Source organism: Arthrobacter sp. EPSL27 (genome assembly GCF_001512305.1).
In the GTDB taxonomy this organism is placed as follows: Bacteria; Actinomycetota; Actinomycetes; order Actinomycetales; family Micrococcaceae; genus Arthrobacter.
On the sequence record NZ_LNUT01000005.1, the window covers coordinates 905,888 to 927,349 of the forward strand.

Below are 21,462 nucleotides of genomic sequence, written 5' to 3' on the forward strand. Positions count from 1 at the left end.
AGATGAGGCGGTGAAGCGTGGGTCCGGCCGATGAGGCTCAAGAGTTATCTGCTCCCTGCCGGGATGCTGGCGGCAGGCTGTGCCGCGCTGTTCACCGGCTTCCTGCCGTGGCCGGCGTTCGAGGAACTGGCCGGGCGCACCGTCCCGGTATTGGCGTTTGTGGTGGCCATGTCCCTGGTGACGGAAATGGTGGACGACGCCGGGCTGTTCCGGGTGGTGACGGACCGCCTCGCCGCCCTGGGCCGCGGCCGGGTGTTCCTGCTGTGGCTGCTGGTGGTGGGCCTGGCCACCGTCTCCACCCTGTTCCTGTCCCTCGATACGACGGCGGTGCTGGTGACGCCGGTGGTGGTGCTGCTGGCGGTCCATGCCCGGATTCCCCCGCTGCCCTTCGCCCTGACCACCATCTGGCTGGCGAACACCGCGTCGCTGCTGCTGCCGGTCTCCAACCTGACCAACCTGCTGGCCCAGGACCGGCTCAACCTGAGCCCGGCGGGCTTCGCCGGCCTGGTCTGGGCGCCGGCCCTGGTGGGGATCCTGGTTCCGATCGGGCTCCTGTGGCTGGCGTTCCGGAAGGACCTCTCCGGCCGGTACGGGCCGCAGCCGGTGCACAAGCCGCGGGACAGGGTGCTGCTGTACGCGGCGTCGGGAGTCATGGCGGTGCTTCTGCCCGCGCTGGTCTCCGGCGTGCCCGTCCAGATCCCGGCGATGGCGGCGGCCGCCGTCCTGCTGGGCCTGTTCCTGTGGCGCCGCCGCACGGCATTGCACTGGTCCATGGTTCCCTGGCGGCCGCTGATGCTCACGGCCGGGCTCTTTATGGTGGTGGAAGCGCTGCACGCAAACGGCCTGACCGAGTTCCTGACCGGAATCGCCAGCTCCGGCGAAAGCCTGCCCGCCCTGCTGCAGCTGGCAGGCCTGGGCGCCGGCGCCGCGAACGCCGTGAACAACCTGCCGGCCTACCTCGCCCTGGAACCGGTGGGCGACTCGCCGGTGCGGCTCGCGGCCCTGCTGATCGGCGTGAACCTGGGCCCGCTGGTAACCCCGTGGGCGTCGCTGGCCACGCTGCTCTGGCACGAGCGGCTCCGCTCGCTCAACGTCGAAATCCGCTGGGGCGGGTTCGCACTCGCCGGGCTCGCCGCCGTCGTGCTGACAGTCCCGCTGGCCGTTGTGGCGCTCTGGCTCGCCTCGGGCATGCCCTGACCCTGCCGGCATGCCCACCCGGCTCCGGGGGCAGGGTGGGCGCCTCAGGCGCCGGTGTCGTTTCGGGCGGCGTCCGCGGACCCGGCTGCGGATTCCGATTCCGGTTCGGCGTTCTGCCACAGGCCGATGACGTTGCCTTCCGTGTCCCGGAAGTAGGCGGCCCAGCCCATGCTGCCGACCTGCTGCCGCGGCTGGACGGTGCTGCCGCCGAGGGCGTTGATTTTCTCCAGCGACGCGTCAATGTCGTCCACGTCCACGGTGACCAGCGGCGAGGTGAGGTGCCCTTCGCGGCGGAACATGCCGCCGTTGATGGACCCCGGCACGGACGACGCGCCGGTTTCATCCGACGGCGTGGTCAGGAGCATGGCGTACCCCATTTCCGGCAGCGCATTGATGGTCCAGCCGAACGCCGAACTGTAGAACTCCCGCGCGCGGCCCTCGTCGTCCGCGGGGATCTCAAAATGTACAACTCCACCAGCCATCACACGCTCCTCACAACAGGGATGGGGCCTTCGGGCAGGCGTGGTGGCTCCACGCCACAGCCGCAGTCTAGTCCCGCGCCACCCGCGCGTTAAGGGCCCTCCGGCGGCTGCCCGGGACGGGCGGCTCCTGTTGCTGTCAGGCGTTCGTGGAATCATGGACAGATGACCATTGCAGACGTGCCCGCCGGCCTGGCCGCCGCGGCAGACGCCTCGCTGCGGTGGCACCCGGGCGGTCCGTTCGATCTGTCGCGGACCCTCGGCACGCTCCTGCGGGGGCTCGGCGATCCGTCCATCCGCACCGCGCCGGGCGGCTTCTGGATGGCGTTCACCACGCCGTCGGGCCCGGCCACGCTCCGGCTGGCCGCGGTCTATCCGCCCGGCTCATCCGCGGCGCACCCCGCCGTCGACGTCCAGGGCTGGGGTCCCGGCGCCGCCGACGCCGTGGCGTCCGCGCCCCGGCTGCTGGGCTGCGACGACGACTGGTCCGCGTTTGACGAGCCCGCGTTCCACGCCACGCTCCCCCGGATGGTCACTGAGGCCCGGCGCCGTCACCCGGCGGTCCGGCTGCCCTCCACCGGCCGGCTGGTGGACGCCCTGGTGCCCACCATCCTGGAGCAGAAGGTCACCGTAATCGAGGCCCGGCGCGGCTACCGCTACCTGATGTACCGGTACGGGACGCCGGCGCCCGGCGCGGGAACGGCCGCGCCGGAGAACCTGCTGGTGGCGCCCACGCCCGAGCAGTGGCTGCGCATCCCCTCGTGGGAATGGCACAAGGCCGGCGTGGGTCCGCAGCGCTCGGCCACCATCATGCGCGCGCTGCGCTCCGCCGCCGCGCTGGAACGCCTCGCCCCGCTGCCGGCCGTGGAGGCCTCGGCGAAGCTGCAGACCATCCCCGGCATCGGGGTGTGGACGGCGGCGGAGGTCGTGCAGCGCACACACGGCTGCCCGGACTCGATTTCGGTGGGCGACTACCACCTCGCGGCGTATGTGGGGGCGGCGCTGACCGGCCGCCGGACCGACGACGCCGGGATGCTCCGGCTGCTCGCGCCGTGGGCGGGCCACCGGCAGCGCGTGGTCCGGATGATCGGCCTCAGCGGCTTCCGCAAGCCCACCTTCGGCCCCCGCATGACCATCCAGGACCACCGGGGCCACTGACGCGCGCCACAAAGCAACGCGGGGTCACTCCCGGCCCATCCGGGGGCTCTTTATGGGCGCCAAGTGACCCCGCGTTGCCTGGGGTGGGTCACACGCGACGGGGCCGGGTCCTCTTGATCCGGGCGATGACGCTTTCGAAGCCCTCGGCCAGGTCGTCGGCATTGACCTTGAAGTACGCCCACCCGGCGCTGAGGAATGCTTCGTCCCGCCGGTTGTCCCGTGACTGCTGTTCCCGCGTGAGGTGGGTGGCGCCGTCGTACTGCACAGCGATCCGGTACCGCCGGTACCCCAGGTCTGCAGCCGGCGAGCGCCGGTCACTTGGATCAAGCTTCACCTGCAGCTCCGGCTCGGGCAGCCGCGCATCCAGGATGGCCAGCCGCAGGAAGGTCTCCGGAAAGGAGTCGGCCCCCACCCGCATCTCCTCCAGGGCCAGCCTGGCTTTCTGGACACCCTTCATGTTGGGATGCTGCCGGATGAGCAGGCGCAGCCCTTCCTTCTCCGCGTACGGTTCAGACCTCTGTTCGAGTCCGGGACAGGGTATGCGGATGATCTGGTCCCCTAAAGCGATGAGGTAGTTGAGCGGCAGGACGGCGGCCAGATCCAGCCACGTCCGCGGCGGCGCCGTCACGGGAATGCCGTCGACGTCGGTCAGTTCCCCCGGGTGGCACCGGACGCGGTGGCCTACCACTCCGGCCCGGCGGACCCTGGGCAGTTCATGCGGCTTGCTGAGGTGGATGCTGGCGCAGTCCCCCAGCCACGGCGGCAGGCCCAGCAAGGTCAGGACGGCGGCGGTTTCGTGGGACACCCAGGCTCCGGGGGTGGCGGCGGCCAGCACCCGGGCGCGTTCGATAATCCCCACATGCCCGCCGGCGGGCAGGTAGATGAGCCGGCCGCCGTCGGACAGGTCCTTTGCCCGCAGCCGTTTGGGCGGGACACCCAGCAGGCGTGACTCGTAAACGGTAAACGGCGTCCGGGCAAGACTTGCGGGGAGGGGCACAATGCGGACCATGCGCACCATTGTGGCCGCGGACAATTCCCGCTGCAGAGGTTATCCACAGGCCGGAGGGAAGCACCCCAACGCGGGGTCACTTCCGGCCCATCAGGGGGCCACTTACAGGCGCTAAGTGACCCCGCGTTGGAGTCAGAGTCCCAGCCGGGCCACCGCTTCCTGCCGCATGTCCACCTTGCGGATCTTTCCGGAGACGGTCATCGGGAAGTTCTCGCGCACGTCCACGTACCGCGGGATCTTGTAGTGCGCCAGTTTCCCGCGGCAGAAATCAGCCACGCCGCCGGCGTCCAGCGGCTCGGCGCCCGGCTTGAGGATGATGCAGGCCATCAGCTCCTCGCCGTATTTGGCGTCCGGCACCCCGATCACCTGCACGTCCTGGATGGCCGGATGCGTGTAGAGGAACTCCTCGATCTCACGGGGGTAGACGTTCTCGCCGCCGCGGATCACCATGTCCTTAATCCGGCCCTCGATCACGATGTAGCCGTCCTGGTCCATGCGGGCCAGGTCCCCGGTGTGCATCCAGCCCTCGGCGTCAATCGCCTCGGCGGTTTTGTCCGGCTGGTTCCAGTAGCCCTTCATCACGGAGTACCCGCGGGTGCACAGCTCGCCGATCTCGCCACGCTCCAGCACCTCGCCGGTCACCGGGTCCACCACCTGGCTTTCGAGCTGCGGCATGGTCCGGCCCACGCTTTCGGTCCGCTGGGCCAGGGTGTCCCCGTCGCGGGTCATGGTGGACACCGGGGAGGTCTCGGTCATGCCGTAGCAGATGGCCACGTCGCGCATGTTCATCTCCGCAATGACCCGGTTCATCACCTCGATGGGGCACAGCGAGCCCGCCATCACCCCGGTGCGCAGGGTGGACAGGTCGTAGGACGCGAAGTCCGGCAGGGCCAGTTCGGCGATGAACATGGTCGGCACGCCGTAGAGGGACGTTCCGCCGAAGTCCTGCACGGCCTCCAGCGCCGCGGCGGGGCTGAAGCCGCGGCCCGGGATGATGGTGGCGGAGCCGTGGCTGAGGGCGGCCAGGTTTCCGATCACCATGCCGAAGCAGTGGTAGAACGGCACCGGCAGCACCACGCGGTCGTGCTCGGTGTACCCCAGCAGCTCGCCGATCGAGTAGCCGTTGTTCAGGATGTTGTAGTGCGAGAGCGTGGCACCCTTGGGGAATCCCGTGGTGCCGGAGGTGTACTGCAGGTTGATCGCGTCGTGCGGGTCAAGCTCTGCCATGCGCGCTTTCAGCGTGGAATGGGCGACGTCGTCGGCCCGCCTGAGCAGTTCCGCCCAGGTGCGCTCGGCGTCAGTGCCGGGGACGCCGGCAGTGAGGCCGGGCTGGCCGGCGTCGGGCAGGAACACCAGTTCGCGCAGTTCGGGGCATTCGGCGAGCGCCTGCCGCGCCATGCCGGTGTAGTCGCTGTTGCGGTCCGAGGGGGCCGCCACCAGCATCCGCATGCCGTTCTGCTTGACCACAAACTCCAGTTCATGGCTGCGGTAGGCGGGATTGACGTTGACGAGGACAGCGCCGATCTTGGCCGTGGCGTACTGCAGGATGGTCCACTCGGCGCAGTTCGGGCTCCAGATGCCGATCCGTTCGCCCTTGGCCACGCCCAGGGCCAGCAGCGCGCGGGCCACCCGGTCGACGTCGTCGTTCAGCTTGGTGTAGCTCCAGCGCCGGGCTTCCGCGCCCGGCACGGCCGCGGCCTCGATCAGGGCGTCCTGGTACGGGAACCTGGCCACCATCCGTTCGAAGTTGTCACCGATGGTTTCCTCGAGCAGCGGGACGTCAGTGTCCCCGGCTGTATATGAAAGCATGGTGTGACGCTACCAACACTCGGACGCCAAAAAAAGACTAAAGCTTGGATGTCCTAGGAAATTTTTTCGGAAGAAAAACCGTGGCCCGGTATTGTGAAATCCATGAGCGCACCCATTGACCTGCAGGCCATCTTTATCCCCAACGACGGCGAGTTCTTCCGTGTGAAGCTCGCGCTGGAGATCGCGATCGACGAGGTGGTCAACGAGCCCGGCTGCATCCGGTATGAGCTCACCGAGGCCACGGAGGACCGGCTGGTGCTGACCGAGCAGTGGGCCTCGCAGGAGGACCTGGACAAGCACTCCAAGGGCACCGCGGTGCAGGACCTCAACGAGTCCCTTAGCGCCCTCCTGGCCGAGCCGGTCCAGCTGGTCCGGCTCTAGCCAACGCCGGGCACGGCCCGGAACCACGAACAAAAACAACGCGGAGCCAATCCGCGCCGGGCGGTCCGGGGACCACGGGCGCGGAGTGGCTCCGCGTTGCTGTGTCAGTAAATTAGACGGGAGGGCCTAGGCCTCCGGAATCTGGCTGCCGTCCTGCTTGCCTGCTGCGGCGGCAGCCTCGGCCTGGGACCGGGCCACGTGGGCGTGGACTTCCTCCATGTCGAGGCCCTTGACGGCTTCCACCACCTGCTCCAGCTGCTGGGCGTTCAGGGCGCCGGGCTGGGAAAACACCAGCACCTTTTCGCGGAACGCCATCAGGGTCGGGATGGACGTGATGCCGGCCTCGGCGGCGAGCTGCTGCTCGGCCTCGGTGTCCACCTTGGAGAAGACCACGTCCGGGTGCTTCTCGGAGATTGCGGCGTAAGTGGGGCCGAACTGCTTGCACGGGCCGCACCATTCGGCCCAGAAATCGACGAGGACAATGTCGTTGTCCTCCACGGTAGATGCGAACTGTTCACCTGTAATGTCAACGGTAGCCATGGGTCAACGGTACGCGAGCCGTCCCGGCTTGTCCCCTGCATTTCGCTGTTGGCACATCCATGTGACAGCTCCCGCCGGCGCCCCCGGCGCACCCCGCCCGCGGCCGCGGGGCCTCCGGCTCTGGCCCCGCAGGGAACCGGCGCCTATCATCTGCGGCATGCCTCCCGACACCGGAACCACCACCAGCCAGGCCATCGCCGTCCGCTCCCTGACCAAGAAATTCGGCCGCCGCGAAGTGCTGCACGCGGTCAGTTTCGGGATCGAGAAGGGGTCCGTGTTCGGCGTGATCGGCCCCAACGGCGCGGGCAAGACCACCGTCATGCGGTGCCTCCTCGACATCATTCGGCCCACCGCTGGCACGGCTCTGGTGCTGGGGCAGGACCCCAGGCATGCCGGCCCGGAGCTCCGCCGCCGGATCGGCTACCTCCCCGGCGAACTGTTCCTGGAGGGCCGGGTCACCGGCCGGACCCTGCTGGCCCACTACGCGGACATCAGCGGACCCGTCCGGCCGGGCCGGATCGACGCCCTGGCGGAGCGGCTGGGCCTGGACCTGGACCGCAACATCCGCAAGCTCTCCAAGGGCAACAAGCAGAAGCTGGGGCTGGTACAGGCCTTTATGCACGATCCCGAACTGCTGGTGCTGGATGAACCCACCAGCGGGCTGGATCCCCTGGTGCAGCAGGAATTCCTGGCCATGGTCCGGGAGGCCCAGGCCAACGGGCAGACCGTCTTCCTGAGCTCCCACGTCCTCAGTGAAATCCAGCAGGCCGCGGACCAGGTGGCCATCCTCCGCGACGGACGGATCATCACGGTCGCCACCGTGGACAGCCTGCGGGAGGGCGCGGTGCGGCACCTGCGCCTGGCGGCTACCGGGATTTCAGCGGCCGACGCCGGCGCGCTGCTGGCCCGGGTGCCCGGCGTCGGGCAGCTTGAGGTGCTGCCCGCGGGCGACGGCGTCGAGCTCACCGCCACACTGGGCGGCGCGATCCAGCCGCTGCTCCAGGCCCTGGCCTCCCTGCAGCTCACCGAACTGGTGCTTGAGGAGCCGGACCTGGAGGAGTCCGTCTTGGCGCTCTACGGCACCATCCGCAGCAACGGGAACGGCGGCGGTGCCGGAAGCGCCGGCGCCGGACGCCGCCGGCGGAAGGGGCGCGGGGCATGACAAAGCCGCTGCCGCTGTTCCGGCGGGCGTTCGTGGATTCCTGGCGTTCCACACTCGGGTGGGCGGCAGGGCTCGCCGCCACGATCTTTCTCTACCTTCCGCTCTACCCCTCGATCGGCGGAAGCCCGGAAATGCAGGAGGTGATGAAGGCCTTCCCGCCGGAGATGATCAAGGCGCTCAACTACGACCAGATCACCTCGGGCCCCGGCTACACCCAGGCCACCATGTTCGGGCTGATCGGCTTCCTGCTGATGACCATCGCGTCGGTGGCCTGGGGTGCGGCGGCGGTGGGCGGGGACGAGGAGTCGGGCCAGCTGGAACTCACCCTGGCGCACGGCGTGACCCGGACGCAGGTGGTCCTGGAACGGGCGCTGGCCATCCTGGTGCGTGTGCTGCTCCTCGCCGGGCTCGTGTCCGTGCTCATCCTGCTCCTGAACGATTCCGCGGAGCTGGACATCAGGCCGGAGAACCTCCTGGGCACCTCGGTGCTGTTCGCCGGGCTGACCATGCTCTCCGGCACCACGGCGCTGTGCGCCGGGACGGTGACGGGACGGAACACGTTCGGGCTGGCCGCCGGGGCCGCCGTCGGCGTCCTGGGATACGTGTTCAACGCCGTCGGGCGGCAGAGCAGGGACGTCGAGTGGCTCCTGGACTTCTCGCCCTACAACTGGGCTTACGGCAACAACCCGGTGGCCAACGGGGCCGACTGGGCGTCCGTGGCCTGGCTGTGGGGACTGTCCGCCGCGCTCGTGGCGCTCAGCGCACTCGCCCTGAGCCGGCGCGACGTCGGGACGTAGCCGCCGCCCGGCGTCGGGCATAAACGCCGGGCGGGATCAGGCCCAGACGTGCGGCGCGGGCCGCCGCGCCCCGGGCAGGGCGTTGGTCTCGCGCCATTCGTGGATCCATTCGGGCAGCACCAGATCCGCCGGCGGCTCCCCGAACTCACGGAGGATCTCCTCCTGGCTGACCGGCTTGCCCTTGCTGACCAGACGGGTGGCGATGAACGCACGGGCATAGATTTCCCCGTCCACCACCATGCGCTGTTCAAAGTAGATGGCCTTCTCGTCCAGGCCGATGATCTTCGTTTCGATCGTGTACCGCTGCCAAAGCTGCAGGGAGCGTCGGAAAGCGATGGTTTCGCCCGCCGCCACCGGGCTCCAGCCCCGGCGGCGCATGGCCTTCCAGGTTCCGCTGCGGGCCATCAGGTCGAACCGGCCCAGATCCATCAGGGAGAAATACATGCCGTTGTTGACATGCATCGCGATGTCAATGTCGGTGGGCAGGACCTTCAGCGGCAGGGACGCCTCGTCCCAGATACTCAGCGGCGGACGGCGCGAGGACGTAAAGAGCAGGAGAAGCGTGCGGAGAAGCAGGTGCATGGGACTATGTTACCCGCCAGTAACTACGCTGCCAAGGATTGAGACGGTGGCCCGTGGCCCGGGACCGCGGACCAGCCAGCAGTTGCCGCTCCCGATGGCCCGCTGCTCCCCCGGATCGAGGTGGGGCAGGACCAGCGCCGTGTTCTCGTCCACGGCCACGGCTTTCCCGGCCATGCCGTGCACGACGGCGGCGACGGCACGGCCCAGCGTGCCGGCCTGTGCGGCGTGGACGTCGACGGCGAACGGCACGAGGCCAAGCCCCTCACGGAGCTCCACCTCGCCGAGCCCCTCGGAGGCGTCCTCCGGGCACACCTCGGCGCCGCGGACCAGGTAGCCGCCCACGATCGCCCGTTCCCCCGCGATCATGGCACCCGCAGAGAACCCGAGGTACGGAACGCCCGCCTGCACGGCCTGGCGGATGGCGGCGCCCGCCGGACGCAGGCCCTCGGCGTACACCGGGGTGGGTCCTCCCCCGACCACAATCGCGTCGACGCCGTCGAACACGCCGGGGTCCACGGGCTCCCCGCGGCGGAGCAGGACGGGCACCGTGTCACAAGCCAGCCGGCGGTTCAGCGGCTCCAGGTAGGCCGGCAGGAAGTACGCGGCGCTGCCTTCGTGGTCAACCAGGACCACGGCGATCCGCGGCGGCCGGCTGGCCCCCGCGCGGTGCACCACCTCCGCCACGAACTGGTCGAAGATGACGGGAGTTGTTGTGGTGTCCGGACCACCGCCGACCAGGAAGATGCTCATGGCTTTAAGGTACCCGCGTCGCCGCGGTCCGGCAGGCCCGGTGTTCGGAGTGCCGCGCGCCCGCAGAATCTTATGTCCGCTGCGTCAGTTTGTGGCGACCAGTTCGGCTTCGAAGCCGTCTGAGTTCACCAGGTACGCGGCGAAATGGTCCGGGCCGCCGGCATGCGGGTATTTGTCCGGGAACAGTTCGCGCCAGCCGTGCCCGACGGCGTCTGCCGCCAGGGCGTCCACCTGCTGCCTGCTGCCGGCATGGAACGCCAGATGGTTGAGTCCGGCGGCGGTGCGCTCATGCACGCGGCTGTTCAGGGCCGGGGATTCCTCGACCACGATGTACGTCGGCCCGCGCCGCCAGCTGCACCCGTGCTGCCAGTCCTGGTACGCCTCGTAGCCCAGCCGGGCCAGGAGCCAGCCCCATTCGTCCTTGGCACGGCCAAGATGCGGCACCCAGAGTTCGACGTGGTGCAGTGCCCCGCGGGAGTCATCAGTCACCCGGAGAGTCTCGCACGGCAGAGGCCGTCCGTGTTTCGGTGTTTCGGTGTTTCGGTGTTTCGGTGTTTCGGGAGGGATCCTGCGCCTCAGTACAGGATGCGCTGGAAAAGGATGTGGTCCTGCCAGGCGCCGGCAATGTTGAGGTAGGCGGGCGCCGTGCCGATTTCCGTGAACCCCGTGCGCCGGAGGATCTTCTGCGACGCCGCGTTGTGCGGCAGCGTCGCGGCCTGCAGGCGGTGGAGCCCCAGGTCGTCCCGGCCTGCGTCAACAGCGAAGGCGGCCGCCGCCGAACCGATCCCTCGCCCGCCGTAGTCCTTGGCCACCCAGTACCCGAGGTGGGCGCTGAGGAAGGGGCCCCGGACGATGCCGCTGAGCGTCATCATCCCCACGATGTCCCCGCTGTCCGTCAGGACCCACGGCACATCGGATCCGGCGATGAACAGGGACAGTTTGGACTGGACGCTCATCATCTGGCCCTCCGGGGTGAAGAACTCCTCGGCCCGCAGGGGCTCCCAGGGCGCCAGGTGCTGCCGGTTCCTTACGTAGGCGGCGCACAGCAGCTCGGCATCGTCGGCCCTCAACACCCGGATCCGGACGGTTCCGGCCAAGGGCTCGCTCTTAGCGGTCACCCGCGGGCGCGACCGGTCGCGGGCAGGGGCCGCGGCCGGGCCTCATTCTTCGTCATCGTCATCGTCGTCGTCCTCGCTCGAATCGGTGCCCCGGACCGTGACGCTGGCGACGCCGTGCAGGTCCATGAGCGGCATCACCAGGTTGCGCAGCGGGTGTCGTCCGAAAAACCGTACCTCCATCGAGACCATCGGCTTCTGTTCGTCCCCGGTGCGGCGGGTGTTCAGGATGGAGGAGCTGAACCCCATGGTGGTGGCAATCTCGAGGATCTGCCGCAGCACGCCCTGGCCGTCGGCGTAGTCGATGTGCATGACCCGGTTCCTGTCCACGGACGGGATCTTGCGGACGGCGGGGGCGATCACGAACAGCGTGATGAGGTGGAAGACGGTCAGTACCGCGGCCAGGGACACCATGCCCGCCCCGCACGCCATGCCCACGGCAGCGGAAACCCAGATGGTGGCGGCGGTGGTGAGGCCGCGGACCACGTCCCGGCCCTTGAAGATGACGCCGGCGCCCAGGAACCCGATGCCGCTGACGATCTGGGCGGCGATGCGGGACGGGTCCAGCACGGCGCCGGGTTCCATCACGAACGCGAAGCCGTAGGCGGACACCAGGGTGAAGGCACACGAGCCCAGGCCCACCAGCACGTGGGTCCGGTAGCCGGCGCTCTTCTGCCGCACCTGCCGTTCAATGCCGATCAGGGAGCACAGGACGAACGTTGCGAGCAGCAGCCCGGCTTCCACCAGACTTGTGTCAGTGAAGAGTTCGAACATGCCGCCCGCCTTCCGTGGCCGGTCAACCAGCAGCGGACCGGCCGGAGATCGCTGCCCCTAAGGTGACTTTAGCAAGGCAGCCGCCCGCCGTCGTCGGCTATTTCGGACCCAGTCCGAATCCCCGCCCTAGGATGGAAAAACCGCCACACCGCCACCGGAGCAAGGAGACCACCATGGACGATCCGTACGACCTGCAACGGTTTGTGACAGCCCAGGACACCGGCGGGACGTTCCAGCACGCCCTGGCGGAACTCCGGGGCGGCGCCAAGCGCACCCACTGGATGTGGTTCGTGTTCCCGCAGATCGCCGGACTGGGGCAGAGCCCCACCGCACGGAAATATGCCATCACCGGAATCGATGAGGCGTGGGCCTACCTGCAGCACCCGGTGCTGGGTGCGCGGCTGGCAGAATGCGCCCGCGCCGTGGCCGGACTCGACGGCCGCACCGCGCTCCAGATCTTCGGCGGCATTGACGAGCGGAAGCTGCACTCCTCCATGACACTTTTCCTCCGTGCGGACCCGCAACAGCCTGTTTTCCAGGCGGTCCTGGAGAAATACTTCGCGGGCGTCCCCGACGCGGCCACGGACCGGCTTCTGGCAGGCGAGGCGTGATCCGGCCTAACCGCCCGTCACCGCCACCGCGGTAATCATCCGCTCCATGCGTGCCACTCCGGCGTAACGGCCGGCATTGTCCGTCACCAAAAGGGGCTCAAACCTGCTGGAGGCGGGCCTGGTCATGGAACGGGCCAGCGCTTCGCCCAGCGGTGTGTCCAGATTTACACACATTCCGGGGCTGATCACACCCACGTCCGCTGCCACGGGGTTCAGCACGGAAATCGGCCGGAAATGGTCCCCGATCAGCACCACCGACTGGAGCGCCGGGTTTCCAGCGAAGGCTTCGGCGGCGAGCTCGGCGGTGGAGGCCGTCGTCGCAGACTCGACGACATCACGGATGACGGCTTTGTGGGTCACCGGAGGTTTCGTCGCGAGACGGTGAGCCAGGTCAAGGTCAATGCCGGCCCACGGCGGCCCTGGACGGGCCACATAGTAGCCCTGCACCAGCGGAACACCGAGGGAAACCAACGCATCGAGCTCCTCCACCCGCTCCACGCCTTCGGCAAGGATCCACGCATCGACCCGGCCGGCAAAAATGCCCAGCATCTCGATCAGGGCCCGCTTGGCTTCGTCGCGGTCCACGTCCTGGATCAGTTCCCGGTCGATCTTGATCAGCGAGGGCCGGAGCGACAGCAGGTGGCGCAATCCCGCATAGCCGGCACCGGCATCATCCACGGCGATCAGCGCCCCGGCAGCACGCAACTGGTCCAGATCCGGTTCCAGCCGAACGTAGGAATCGATGGGCGTCTGCTCGGTGAGTTCGATGATGAGTCCGCCCAGGTTCCCCTCGTCGCGCCAGACACTTCGGATTTCCTCGGTAGTCAACAGTTCGGGTGAGACGTTCAGGGTCAGAAAGCAATTGGGCGGCAGTGTGGACCTGGCTGCGAGCGCAGCCCGCAAGGCTGCCGATTCCAGCTGTGCCGCTTTTCCGTGCACGCGGGCAGCCGAGAACCACGCCTCGGGATTCTTCTCGTCGTAGCCGGGAAAGCGAGCCAGAGCCTCGTAGCCCACCACCGCCCCACGGGCCGTGTCGATGATCGGCTGGAAGGCGGCGGTCAGACCGTCACCACGGCTGGCGGCATCCAGAAGCCGCTCCCAGCCCGCGGCCGGGGCCTCACCGGAGCTGCGGGCGGAGTCGCCTACAGCGGGACCGCTCAACCGACAGGGACGATTGCTTTGTGGACCGCCTGGACCACTCCGGCTGGCAGTTCCACCAGCCCGTGCGCGGACGCAGCGTGCGCGGCGACGTTGACCAGGATCTCATCATCAGAGCTGCAGACCCATTTGGCGTCACAGCCGGGCACCACATCACCACATGCAAACGATTTCACGAAGGCTCCTTCTATTCGACGGCGAACTGCACCACCTTACTGCGCCGCGGCCAATTTCCGCGATATCCACCCGCCGCCGCCGGGCGTTTCGGGCCGCTTGGCGGTGTAGTTCGGCTGCATGATCAGGATCGGCTCCATCGTCATCCGTGTCGATGACCTCCAGCGTCAACTGGACCTCTATTCCGAGCAGCAGACGCACGACGTGGAACGGCTCCTGCGACTGGGGGCGAGCCGCGTGAAATGGCACAGGCGTCCCGCGGATGCGGACTACCTCCTCCTGGCCGCTCCCGAGGGCAACTGCTTCTGTGTTGTGGAGGCGGCCGGACGGTCGCACGCTAGGCCAGGGCCGGTCACCGGCGGTCGAAGCTCCCCGGGCCGACTCCGCGGGACCGCGTCAGGCCGGCGGAGGAGGAACCGCCCCGTACGATTTGGGAAGCCCGTACGGGTTGACGGGCCGGTCCTCATCCAGGGAGGACGGCTCCCTGGTGGCGTAACTCCGCGCCGTGTTCAGCTCGCGTGAACGCCGGCGCAGCCCGTAGCCGAGGAACCCCAGTCCGCCGGCCAGCAGCGCCAGTCCGAGAATGAAGAGTGCGGTCACCCCGGCATCCGCATCTCCGGAGGCCACCTGAAATAGCGGCGCGGGCAGGACAAAGAGAGTAGCGGCCAAGGCTACGCTCCCCGCCGCAATCTGCCATGTTCCTTTGGACTTCATGGTTTTCCCCCCATTGTGTCTGTCAGTGTTCAGTAAACCCGCTCCCCGGCCAAAGCGGAAGGTGCCGGGGCAGCGGCGAACGTGCGGGAGACTGGAAGTCCCCGATCGCAAAGGCAGGACCACTATGATCAGTCTCCAGCAGGACGCCGAAGGCTTCATCCGCATGAAGCGCCACTTCCCCGCCAGCACGGTCATCTCCGTCACGTTCAACGACGGGTCCTCGGAAGAGTTCACGGGCGCCCAACTCAACGCCATCTACGACGACGCCGTCGCCGTCTACCGGGCAGAGAACCACCTCGACGCCAAGGGATACTCCCGCGCGCCGAAGATGCAGCCCTCGCACAAAATCGAGTTCGTCGCCGTCCGTCCGGGCATGGCCAAGTAGCCGGTCCCCAAAGCGCACACAACACCCCCGCGGGTGGCCTCAACGGCCGCCGCGGGGGTGTGCTGGCCCCGGGAACGCGACGGCGGTGCTATCCGCCCAGGATCTTCGCCTTCTGCACCCCGAACTCCTGCTCCGTCAGGATCCCCTGTTCTTTGAGCGCCGCCAGCTCCTTAAGTTGCTGGATGGCGTCGTTGGAGATGCCGCCGGAGGCGGGCGGCGGCGGTGCCGGCTGGGCGTAGACCGGCTGCTCGTAAGCCGGCTGCTGCTGGCTTACCTGCGCATCGTAGGCCTGCTGCTGTTTCGCCGCGGTCGCGGCGTCCTTTTCGGCGAATTTGTTGGCCTGCCGGCGCTGGACGCGGCCGCTGACCGCCGACGCCGTTCCGGCAACCACTGCCGTCCGTGCCATTCCTCTAAGCAGTCCCATGGTTTCTCTCCTCGTGTGTGGCGTAGTGGGTGTCAGGAAACGGGCGAATCGGCCTCGAGGGCCTCAAGTGCCGCCATCACCTCAGGCGCGGGGATCCGTGTGCTCGCCACAAGCTCGCCCCCGCTGTCGCGGACAGCGTCCACAAAGGGCGCCGCCCAGATGTTCTCGTACACGATCAGCGCGGCGACGCTCCCGGGGAGGATCGCCTCGGCCGCTTCCGAGATCTCCTCATCGCCAAGAAGCCCCGACTGTGCGCCGTCGAAGTACGAGAAGGCCTCCGCGGGGCCGCCCGGGTCGGTGAGTTCAAGCACCTCTACGGTGCCGTCCTCGTTCTTCATGACGACGAGCAGATCGAAGAGCCTGATCACACCCTGCTCAACGAGCCGCACGAGTTCCTCGCTCACCCGTCCCGTCAGTCCCGCCGTCGGGAATTCGAGGAGCACAAAGTCGACCGGCCCATGGGCCTCGGTCTCCGGTGTGGTTGTCACTGGCGTTCCTCCGTTTCTGTCTTGATCGGGCGCCCGCTGCCGGACCGGTTTCCACCCGGCCCGCGCCACAACGAATCATTGAGGGCCCTAAAGACCACTACAGCGTCCGCCGGGGATGGCCGCATCACCCCTTTCGGGTGAGCCACGCCGGGAGTCCCCCGCGCCGGGCTGTAAGCTCATTCGAGGCCCCTGAACGTTGGAGGACGAATGACAAGCACCGAACACCCCTCCCACAGCCGCCTCCGGGGTCCTGACGCCCCGGAGTGGGCGCGGCTGGAGGACCTGGCCAGGACCCGCCTGCTGGACACACCCTCTGAGGAACGCTTCGACCGGATCACGCGGCTGGCGCAGAGCCTGTTCGGGGTCAGCGGGGCCAGCGTGTCGCTCATCGCCGAGAACCGGCAGTACCTGAAATCGTTCGTGGGTCCTCTGTCCCGCGAATCGGACCGGAAAGACGCCTTCTGCGCCGAGACGCTGAAGTCCTCCGAAACCTTGATCGTGGAGAACGCCCGCGCCGACGACCGTTTCAGGCATAACCCTCTCGTCACAGGCGACCCGCACATCCAGTTCTATGCAGGCCACCCCCTCACCGGCCCGGGCGGGACCCATGTGGGGACGTTCTGCATCATCGACCAGGCGCCCCGGTCCTTCAGCGCCGAACAGCAGGAAATTCTGGAGGACCTCACCCAGATCATCCAGCGTGAGATGAACCTGTCGTGGGACATCGACCAGGGGGCCCGCACGCAAAGGGCCCTGCTGCCGGTCACTCCGCCCGCACCTGCTGGATACTCGCTGGGGGTCTGCTTTTACCCTGCCTTCGGGCTCAGCGGGGACTTCTACGACCTCGGTACCACCGGGACCGGACACTTCCGCATGACCGTCGGCGACGCCATGGGCAAGGGGGTCGGTCCGGGGCTGGTGGCTGGGGCCGCGCGTTCCGCTTTCGCCGATACCGGCTGGGATGCTGAGCCGTCAGCGATCCTCCGGGACGTCTCGGACCGCCTTGAGGGGACCCTGGCCCGGGCCGGGTCCTTCGCCTCGGTCTTCCACGCCGTCGTCGATCCGGACACCGGTGCCGGCCGCTATGCGGACGCGGGGCAGGGCCTCACCCACATCCTGCGGGCCGACGGCACCGTGGAGCGCTTGTCCCCCACCGGGCCTCCCTTGGGGCTGGTGGCCGGAGCGGCGTGGGAGCAGCGCCCCTTCACCCTGTTCCCCGGAGACGCAATCCTGGTACCCACCGACGGCCTCCTCGACCTCCACGGCGACCTCGCCCGGCTGGCCGCCGCCATGACGGACTGCCGGACCAAGGGCGATGCGGACGCAGCCGTCAGGGCGCTGTGTGACCGCCGGGGTAAGTCCGTGGTCTTGGACGACATCACAGCCGTCCTCTTCCAGCGCGCCTAGGACACGCCGGAGCCTCCGGCGCCGCGCCGGGGCGGCCGGCGTCCCGCCGGGGCTGTCACCGCGGATCAGTCGGTAGGATTCATGGGGACAGCTGGGGAAGTCTGGGTTGAGGGGATTTAGTGGGGGTAACTGCAACGCGTGGCGCGGTCATGACCGGCGGCCACAAGCAACCGTCGGCGCGGCAGCCGGTGCCCTCTCTCCTGACGGGCGTGGACGAACTGTCAGCCATGCGCAAACAGCTGCCATTTGTGGTCTTCTTCATTGTCGCCGCGGCAATGAGCAGCGGCATCGCGACGCTGACGGTCAGTGACTGGGCGGCCCTGGCAGCCGGGGCGGGCCTGACGGCGGCGGCCACGTGCCTCGCCGCTCTGGTATCCAGGCCCGGGTTGGCGCGGTGGGCCATCGCCGTGCCCTTCCTTGATTTCCTCGCCGCCGGAGCCCTGCGGCATGGCACAGGGGAAAGCCACTCCATCTACGCTTCGATTGTCCTGCTGCCGGTGCTGTGGCTCGCCGCCATGGAGGGCCGCCGCTACGTGCTCTACGCGGCCATGGGCGCCACGGTGGCAATCATGGTCCCGTTCGCCCTCGGATCCAGCATCGACGCGAACCCCAATGAACTCTTCCGTGGGCTGTTCAGCACCACGATCTTCGTCCTGGGAGCACTGGTGGTCAACGAGTTGGCCCGCCGGGCCCGGCGCCGGCTCCATAACGCCCACGAACAGGCGGCCGCGGCCACCGCCGAACTCAGCCGGGCCGCCCAGATCCAGCGCTTCCTGCTTCCCAAAAACGCCGCCGCCCTGCCCGGTTACCAGACCGCCGGCGCCTGCGTTCCCTCCGCCGCCGTGGGAGGGGACTTCTTTGACTGGTATCCCATCGAAGGGGGACTCGGGTTCACCCTCGGCGACGTGATGGGCAAAGGTGCCGGGGCCGGCATGATCGCCGCCACCACACGGGCTGTGATCCGGAGCGCCCGCAGCAGCGCAGACCCCGCGACCGCCCTGGCCCTGACGCAGGACTGCCTGGCCACCGACCTCAGCCAGGCCGGCACCTTTGCGACGCTCTTCCACGCCCGGCTGAACGCCTCCGACGGGCGCATCCTGTTCGCGGACGCCGGCCACGGCCTGACCCTGGTGGTCCGGGCGGCGGGCACCTGGGAGCGGCTTGCCTCTGAAAACTTCCCGGTCGGCCTGCTCCCCGACACCCACTGGGAAACATCCGAAACCCGGCTGGACCCCGGGGACATGATCGTCAGCTTCAGCGACGGCGTCCTGGACCTCTACGACGGGACACTCGCTGCGGTGGATGAAATCGGCCAACTCGCCGTCTCCGCGAGGTCTGCGGAAGCGCTGGTGGAGGCGGTGCGCCGGCGGGCGCAAGGCTCTGCCAATCCCGACGACGTCACCATCCTTGCCGTCCGAAGGGAAGCACCATGAGGCCGTTCTGGGTCCGGCTCGTCGTCGTCCTGACGGTGCTGACCGGAATCAACTACGTGACCTGGCGCTGGGTGGCGTCGCTGAATTGGGACGCCTGGTGGATCGCCGTGCCGCTGGTCATCGCGGAAACGTACAGCCTGATCGATGTGATGCTCTTCGGGATGACGGTCTGGCGGCTCAAGGAACGCACACCGCCGTCGCCGGAATCTGCGGACGCCACTGTGGACGTCTTTGTCACCACCTACAACGAGCCGCTGGACATGGTCATGGCCACCGCGCTGGCCGCCCAGAGAATCCGGCACCCGCACAGCACATGGATCCTCGACGACGGCGACCGCCAGGAACTGCGGGACCTGGCAGCCGCGCACGGGCTGGGGTACGTGACGCGCGGTGCGGCGTGGAGCGGAATGCCCCGGCACGCCAAGGCCGGGAACCTGAACAACGCGCTGATGATGACCTCCGGGGAGTTCCTGCTCATCTTGGACGCGGATCAGATCCCCGAGCCGGACATTCTGGACAAAACGCTGGGCTACTTCAACAACCGCCGCGTGGCCCTGGTGCAGACGCCGCAGTACTTCAGCAACGTTCCGGACAGCGATCCCCTGGGCAGCCAGGCGCCCTTGTTCTACGGACCCATCCAGCAGGGCAAGGACGGCTGGAACGCCGCCTTCTTCTGCGGCTCCAACGCTGTGCTCCGGCGGGAGGCCCTGATGCAGCTGGGGCTGGTGGGCTACGTCAAGGAAACGGAGAAGAGCGTCCGGCGGGCGCTCAGCGCCTCCCAGGCCGCCATCCGGAAGGCCCGCAAGGCGGCCTCCAACGAATCCCCGCTGCTGCTGCAGACCCTCGACGAAGTCGAGGCGGCCACCCTGGAGGCGCGCCGCCAGCTCGACGCCGGCGAGTCCCTCAGCGAGATCACCTACCGGGCGCGGCGGCGGGTGGACCGGGCGGTCCAGTCGCTGGTGCTGGCTGACGTGACTGCCCTGCAGGCCGACCTGGAGGAGATCGCCGCGATGTCTCCGGTGCAGGTCGGCGAGGCCGGAGTGCCCGTGGTGACCGAGGACGCCGTGCACCGGATGGCTGCCCGGGACTGGTCCCCGCTCGGCGCCATCGAGTCCGTCCAGGCGGTGCTGGACGCGCTGTCGGTGGAGCGGACCGACGAGGCCCAGCCGGTAATGCCGCTGGCCACGATCTCGGTGACGGAGGACATGGCGACGGCCATGCGGCTCCACTCGCTGGGATGGCAGAGCGTGTACCACCACGAGATCCTCGCCTACGGCCTGGCACCCGAGGACATCGGCACCATGCTGACCCAGCGGCTCCGCTGGGCCCAGGGCACCATGCAGGTCTTCCTGCGGGAAAACCCCCTGGTCCAGCGGGGACTCAAAATGGGCCAGCGGCTGATGTACTTCGCCACGATGTGGACCTACCTCAGCGGCTTCGCCGCGGTGGTCTACTTCGCCGCTCCGATCGTTTACCTGCTCCTCGGCATCCTGCCCGTCACCAGCCTCAGCGCGGACTTCTTCCTGAGGTTCATCCCGTTCATGGTGGTGAACCAGCTCCTGTTTGCCATTGCCGGCAAGGGCATCCCCACGTGGCGGGGGCAGCAGTACAGCCTGGCCCTCTTCCCGACCTGGATCAAGGCCTGCACGACGGCGGCCCGGAACGTCTGGCTGGGACGCCCCCTTGGCTTTGCCGTCACCCCCAAGGACCGGCAGTCCGGCGGCCCCCGGTGGAGCCTGATCCGGCCGCAGATCATCGTGTCCGTCCTCCTGGTCATCGCGTCGGTGGTCGGGATTGGGCGGCTGGCCGCCGGAATGTCCGAGCCGATCGGCACGCTGGTCAACGTACTGTGGGTGGTGTTTGACCTCGTCGTCATGAGCATCCTGGTCAGGGCCGTCCTGTATCGCGGCTACCAGGCCGACGAACCTGACGATGAGACCAGCAGCATTACCGAACCATCCAATGAAAGGGCCGCCCGTGGACCTGAGCTATGAAGTGAAAGACAGCTACGCCGAGATAACGGCCGCCGGCCGGCTCAACATGGTGTCGGCACCCAAACTGCGGGACATGGTGGCGGAGGTCGTTGCCAAGGGCACCTCCCGGATTGTGGTCAACCTCGAACAGACGGCGTTTATGGACTCCTCCGGCCTCGGCGCGCTCATCGGGTGCCTCAAGGCGGCGCGGCAGGCCGGCGGCGACCTCCGGATCGCGTCGGTCCAGCCCCAGGTCCAGATGGTCCTCGGCCTGACCAGCATGGACAAGGTCCTGACGTCCTACCCCTCCGCGGCCGAGGCTTTCGGCGATGACTGAAGTCCTCGCCCGGCGGACAATGCGCCAGGCGGCACGTCCGCAAGCCATCGAGGACGTCCACGCCGAGCTGGACAGCCTCTGGGATGCGGCGTCCTTTGTTCCGGACATGGACCGCATGACGTTCGCCACCGCGGTCATCGAGGCTGCCAGCAACGTGGTGCAGCATGCCGTGCCCGAGTCCACGGAGCCGGTGGAGCTCGGGGTGGACATCAGCGTCACGCCCGCGAGGCTGGAAGCCCGGGTCAGCGCTTTCGGAGCGGTCTGCCCCGACCCCATCGACACCGATCCGGTGATGCCTGGCGGCGAGGCTGAATCAGGGCGCGGCCTTGCCCTGATCCGCGCGCTGGTCACCACCGTGACGTTCAAGCGCCAGGACGGGACCAACACCTGGATCCTGTCCAAGTCACCGCTGCACGACTGAACGAAATCCTTGGGCAATCCTCTGTAACTCCTGCCTCTTTTTGACGCCCCCAGGGAAACGTTGTGACGGACACTGGATAGCGGGCTTCCGGCAGGTGGTCTGCGTACCGTCTAAATGCCCCGCCTGGCCGGGGCCCGGCCGAGGAGTCCCCTTTGAAGCCACTGAGAAGCTTGGCATGCGTCGT

26 protein-coding genes and 1 pseudogene are annotated in these 21,462 nt (G+C 68.3%); 13 read left to right on the forward strand and 14 right to left on the reverse strand.

What is annotated here, in order from left to right; genetic code table 11:
• The first annotated feature begins 30 nt into the window (after window positions 1–30).
• Window positions 31–1,197: an SLC13 family permease gene (locus AR539_RS15125; RefSeq protein ID WP_066438609.1), complete on the forward strand. Its 1,167-nt coding sequence runs from the start codon at window positions 31–33 to the stop codon at window positions 1,195–1,197.
• A 44-nt stretch (window positions 1,198–1,241) separates the two neighbouring features.
• Here the strand turns inward: AR539_RS15125 and AR539_RS15130 are convergent, their stop codons facing one another.
• Entirely contained in the window at window positions 1,242–1,679 is a 438-nt protein-coding gene (locus tag AR539_RS15130) for a VOC family protein (RefSeq protein ID WP_066438616.1), read from the reverse strand.
• A 162-nt stretch (window positions 1,680–1,841) separates the two neighbouring features.
• Between AR539_RS15130 and AR539_RS15135 the strand changes: the two genes are divergently transcribed.
• Window positions 1,842–2,834, forward strand: a complete 993-nt coding sequence (locus AR539_RS15135; protein WP_066438617.1) for a DNA-3-methyladenine glycosylase family protein — start codon at window positions 1,842–1,844, stop codon at window positions 2,832–2,834.
• A gap of 88 nt (window positions 2,835–2,922) precedes the next feature.
• On the opposite strand, the gene AR539_RS15140 is transcribed toward AR539_RS15135, so the two are convergent.
• Both AR539_RS15140 and AR539_RS15145 read right to left on the reverse strand, forming a co-directional pair.
• Complete coding sequence (locus AR539_RS15140) at window positions 2,923–3,843, reverse strand: endonuclease domain-containing protein (protein ID WP_066440037.1); 921 nt, start codon at window positions 3,841–3,843, stop codon at window positions 2,923–2,925.
• 132 nt (window positions 3,844–3,975) lie between these two features.
• The gene (locus tag AR539_RS15145; protein ID WP_066438618.1) at window positions 3,976–5,652 is read right to left on the reverse strand and encodes an AMP-binding protein; all 1,677 of its coding nucleotides are present in this window, start codon (window positions 5,650–5,652) and stop codon (window positions 3,976–3,978) included.
• A gap of 102 nt (window positions 5,653–5,754) precedes the next feature.
• On the opposite strand from AR539_RS15145, the gene AR539_RS15150 reads away from it, so the two are divergent.
• A complete protein-coding gene (locus tag AR539_RS15150) occupies window positions 5,755–6,033 on the forward strand; it encodes a putative quinol monooxygenase (protein ID WP_066440039.1) in 279 nt (92 codons plus the stop codon).
• A gap of 126 nt (window positions 6,034–6,159) precedes the next feature.
• On the opposite strand, the gene trxA is transcribed toward AR539_RS15150, so the two are convergent.
• A complete protein-coding gene (gene trxA, locus AR539_RS15155; RefSeq protein WP_066438619.1) occupies window positions 6,160–6,573 on the reverse strand; it encodes a thioredoxin in 414 nt (137 codons plus the stop codon).
• A 157-nt stretch (window positions 6,574–6,730) separates the two neighbouring features.
• Between trxA and AR539_RS15160 the strand changes: the two genes are divergently transcribed.
• On the forward strand, window positions 6,731–7,735 hold the full coding sequence (locus AR539_RS15160; protein WP_066438628.1) for an ABC transporter ATP-binding protein: 1,005 nt from the start codon (window positions 6,731–6,733) through the stop codon (window positions 7,733–7,735).
• On the forward strand, window positions 7,732–8,532 hold the full coding sequence (locus tag AR539_RS15165; RefSeq protein ID WP_066438643.1) for an ABC transporter permease subunit: 801 nt from the start codon (window positions 7,732–7,734) through the stop codon (window positions 8,530–8,532). The genes AR539_RS15160 and AR539_RS15165 overlap by 4 nt, the downstream gene beginning before the upstream one ends.
• A 36-nt stretch (window positions 8,533–8,568) precedes the next feature.
• On the opposite strand, the gene AR539_RS15170 is transcribed toward AR539_RS15165, so the two are convergent.
• From AR539_RS15170 to AR539_RS15190, 5 genes are all read right to left on the reverse strand, one after another.
• Window positions 8,569–9,114 (reverse strand): acyl-CoA thioesterase, encoded by a 546-nt coding sequence (locus AR539_RS15170; RefSeq protein ID WP_066438650.1) that lies wholly within the window; start codon window positions 9,112–9,114, stop codon window positions 8,569–8,571.
• A gap of 9 nt (window positions 9,115–9,123) precedes the next feature.
• Complete coding sequence (locus tag AR539_RS15175; RefSeq protein ID WP_066438658.1) at window positions 9,124–9,864, reverse strand: Type 1 glutamine amidotransferase-like domain-containing protein; 741 nt, start codon at window positions 9,862–9,864, stop codon at window positions 9,124–9,126.
• Between the two features lie 84 nt (window positions 9,865–9,948).
• Complete coding sequence (locus tag AR539_RS15180; RefSeq protein ID WP_066438660.1) at window positions 9,949–10,353, reverse strand: VOC family protein; 405 nt, start codon at window positions 10,351–10,353, stop codon at window positions 9,949–9,951.
• A gap of 86 nt (window positions 10,354–10,439) precedes the next feature.
• Window positions 10,440–10,961, reverse strand: a complete 522-nt coding sequence (locus AR539_RS15185; RefSeq protein ID WP_231728628.1) for a GNAT family N-acetyltransferase — start codon at window positions 10,959–10,961, stop codon at window positions 10,440–10,442.
• 63 nt (window positions 10,962–11,024) lie between these two features.
• The gene (locus AR539_RS15190) at window positions 11,025–11,753 is read right to left on the reverse strand and encodes an MgtC/SapB family protein (RefSeq protein WP_066438665.1); all 729 of its coding nucleotides are present in this window, start codon (window positions 11,751–11,753) and stop codon (window positions 11,025–11,027) included.
• Window positions 11,754–11,926: 173 nt separating this feature from the next.
• On the opposite strand from AR539_RS15190, the gene AR539_RS15195 reads away from it, so the two are divergent.
• On the forward strand, window positions 11,927–12,364 hold the full coding sequence (locus AR539_RS15195) for a DUF1810 domain-containing protein (RefSeq protein WP_066438667.1): 438 nt from the start codon (window positions 11,927–11,929) through the stop codon (window positions 12,362–12,364).
• A gap of 6 nt (window positions 12,365–12,370) precedes the next feature.
• Here AR539_RS15195 and AR539_RS15200 read toward each other — a convergent pair whose 3' ends face one another.
• Both AR539_RS15200 and AR539_RS19115 read right to left on the reverse strand, forming a co-directional pair.
• A complete protein-coding gene (locus AR539_RS15200; RefSeq protein WP_066438669.1) occupies window positions 12,371–13,525 on the reverse strand; it encodes an EAL domain-containing protein in 1,155 nt (384 codons plus the stop codon).
• Window positions 13,522–13,698, reverse strand: a complete 177-nt coding sequence (locus AR539_RS19115; RefSeq protein WP_082699388.1) for a DUF1059 domain-containing protein — start codon at window positions 13,696–13,698, stop codon at window positions 13,522–13,524. Before AR539_RS19115 ends, AR539_RS15200 begins: the two co-directional genes overlap by 4 nt.
• 118 nt (window positions 13,699–13,816) lie before the next feature.
• Between AR539_RS19115 and AR539_RS19715 the strand changes: the two are divergent.
• Window positions 13,817–13,999, forward strand: a pseudogene (locus AR539_RS19715) (VOC family protein); the annotation flags it as partial.
• Window positions 14,000–14,092: 93 nt separating this feature from the next.
• Here AR539_RS19715 and AR539_RS19720 read toward each other — a convergent pair.
• A complete protein-coding gene (locus tag AR539_RS19720; RefSeq protein ID WP_066438673.1) occupies window positions 14,093–14,296 on the reverse strand; it encodes a hypothetical protein in 204 nt (67 codons plus the stop codon).
• A gap of 238 nt (window positions 14,297–14,534) precedes the next feature.
• Here AR539_RS19720 and AR539_RS15210 point away from each other — a divergent pair, with 238 nt between their 5' ends.
• Window positions 14,535–14,795, forward strand: a complete 261-nt coding sequence (locus tag AR539_RS15210) for a hypothetical protein (protein WP_066438676.1) — start codon at window positions 14,535–14,537, stop codon at window positions 14,793–14,795.
• 88 nt (window positions 14,796–14,883) lie between these two features.
• On the opposite strand, the gene AR539_RS15215 is transcribed toward AR539_RS15210, so the two are convergent.
• Entirely contained in the window at window positions 14,884–15,219 is a 336-nt protein-coding gene (locus tag AR539_RS15215) for an SHOCT domain-containing protein (RefSeq protein ID WP_066438684.1), read from the reverse strand.
• A 32-nt stretch (window positions 15,220–15,251) separates the two neighbouring features.
• The gene (locus AR539_RS15220; protein WP_066438686.1) at window positions 15,252–15,707 is read right to left on the reverse strand and encodes a DUF6325 family protein; all 456 of its coding nucleotides are present in this window, start codon (window positions 15,705–15,707) and stop codon (window positions 15,252–15,254) included.
• A 207-nt stretch (window positions 15,708–15,914) separates the two neighbouring features.
• On the opposite strand from AR539_RS15220, the gene AR539_RS15225 reads away from it, so the two are divergent.
• From AR539_RS15225 to AR539_RS15245, 5 genes are all read left to right on the forward strand, one after another.
• On the forward strand, window positions 15,915–17,114 hold the full coding sequence (locus AR539_RS15225) for a PP2C family protein-serine/threonine phosphatase (RefSeq protein ID WP_066438688.1): 1,200 nt from the start codon (window positions 15,915–15,917) through the stop codon (window positions 17,112–17,114).
• Window positions 17,115–17,323: 209 nt separating this feature from the next.
• Window positions 17,324–18,547: a PP2C family protein-serine/threonine phosphatase gene (locus AR539_RS15230; RefSeq protein WP_231728629.1), complete on the forward strand. Its 1,224-nt coding sequence runs from the start codon at window positions 17,324–17,326 to the stop codon at window positions 18,545–18,547.
• A complete protein-coding gene (locus AR539_RS15235; protein ID WP_066438692.1) occupies window positions 18,544–20,541 on the forward strand; it encodes a glycosyltransferase family 2 protein in 1,998 nt (665 codons plus the stop codon). The genes AR539_RS15230 and AR539_RS15235 overlap by 4 nt, the downstream gene beginning before the upstream one ends.
• Window positions 20,525–20,857 (forward strand): STAS domain-containing protein, encoded by a 333-nt coding sequence (locus AR539_RS15240; RefSeq protein ID WP_066438696.1) that lies wholly within the window; start codon window positions 20,525–20,527, stop codon window positions 20,855–20,857. Before AR539_RS15235 ends, AR539_RS15240 begins: the two co-directional genes overlap by 17 nt.
• The gene (locus AR539_RS15245; RefSeq protein ID WP_066438699.1) at window positions 20,850–21,278 is read left to right on the forward strand and encodes an ATP-binding protein; all 429 of its coding nucleotides are present in this window, start codon (window positions 20,850–20,852) and stop codon (window positions 21,276–21,278) included. Before AR539_RS15240 ends, AR539_RS15245 begins: the two co-directional genes overlap by 8 nt.
• Window positions 21,279–21,462: the final 184 nt, after the last annotated feature.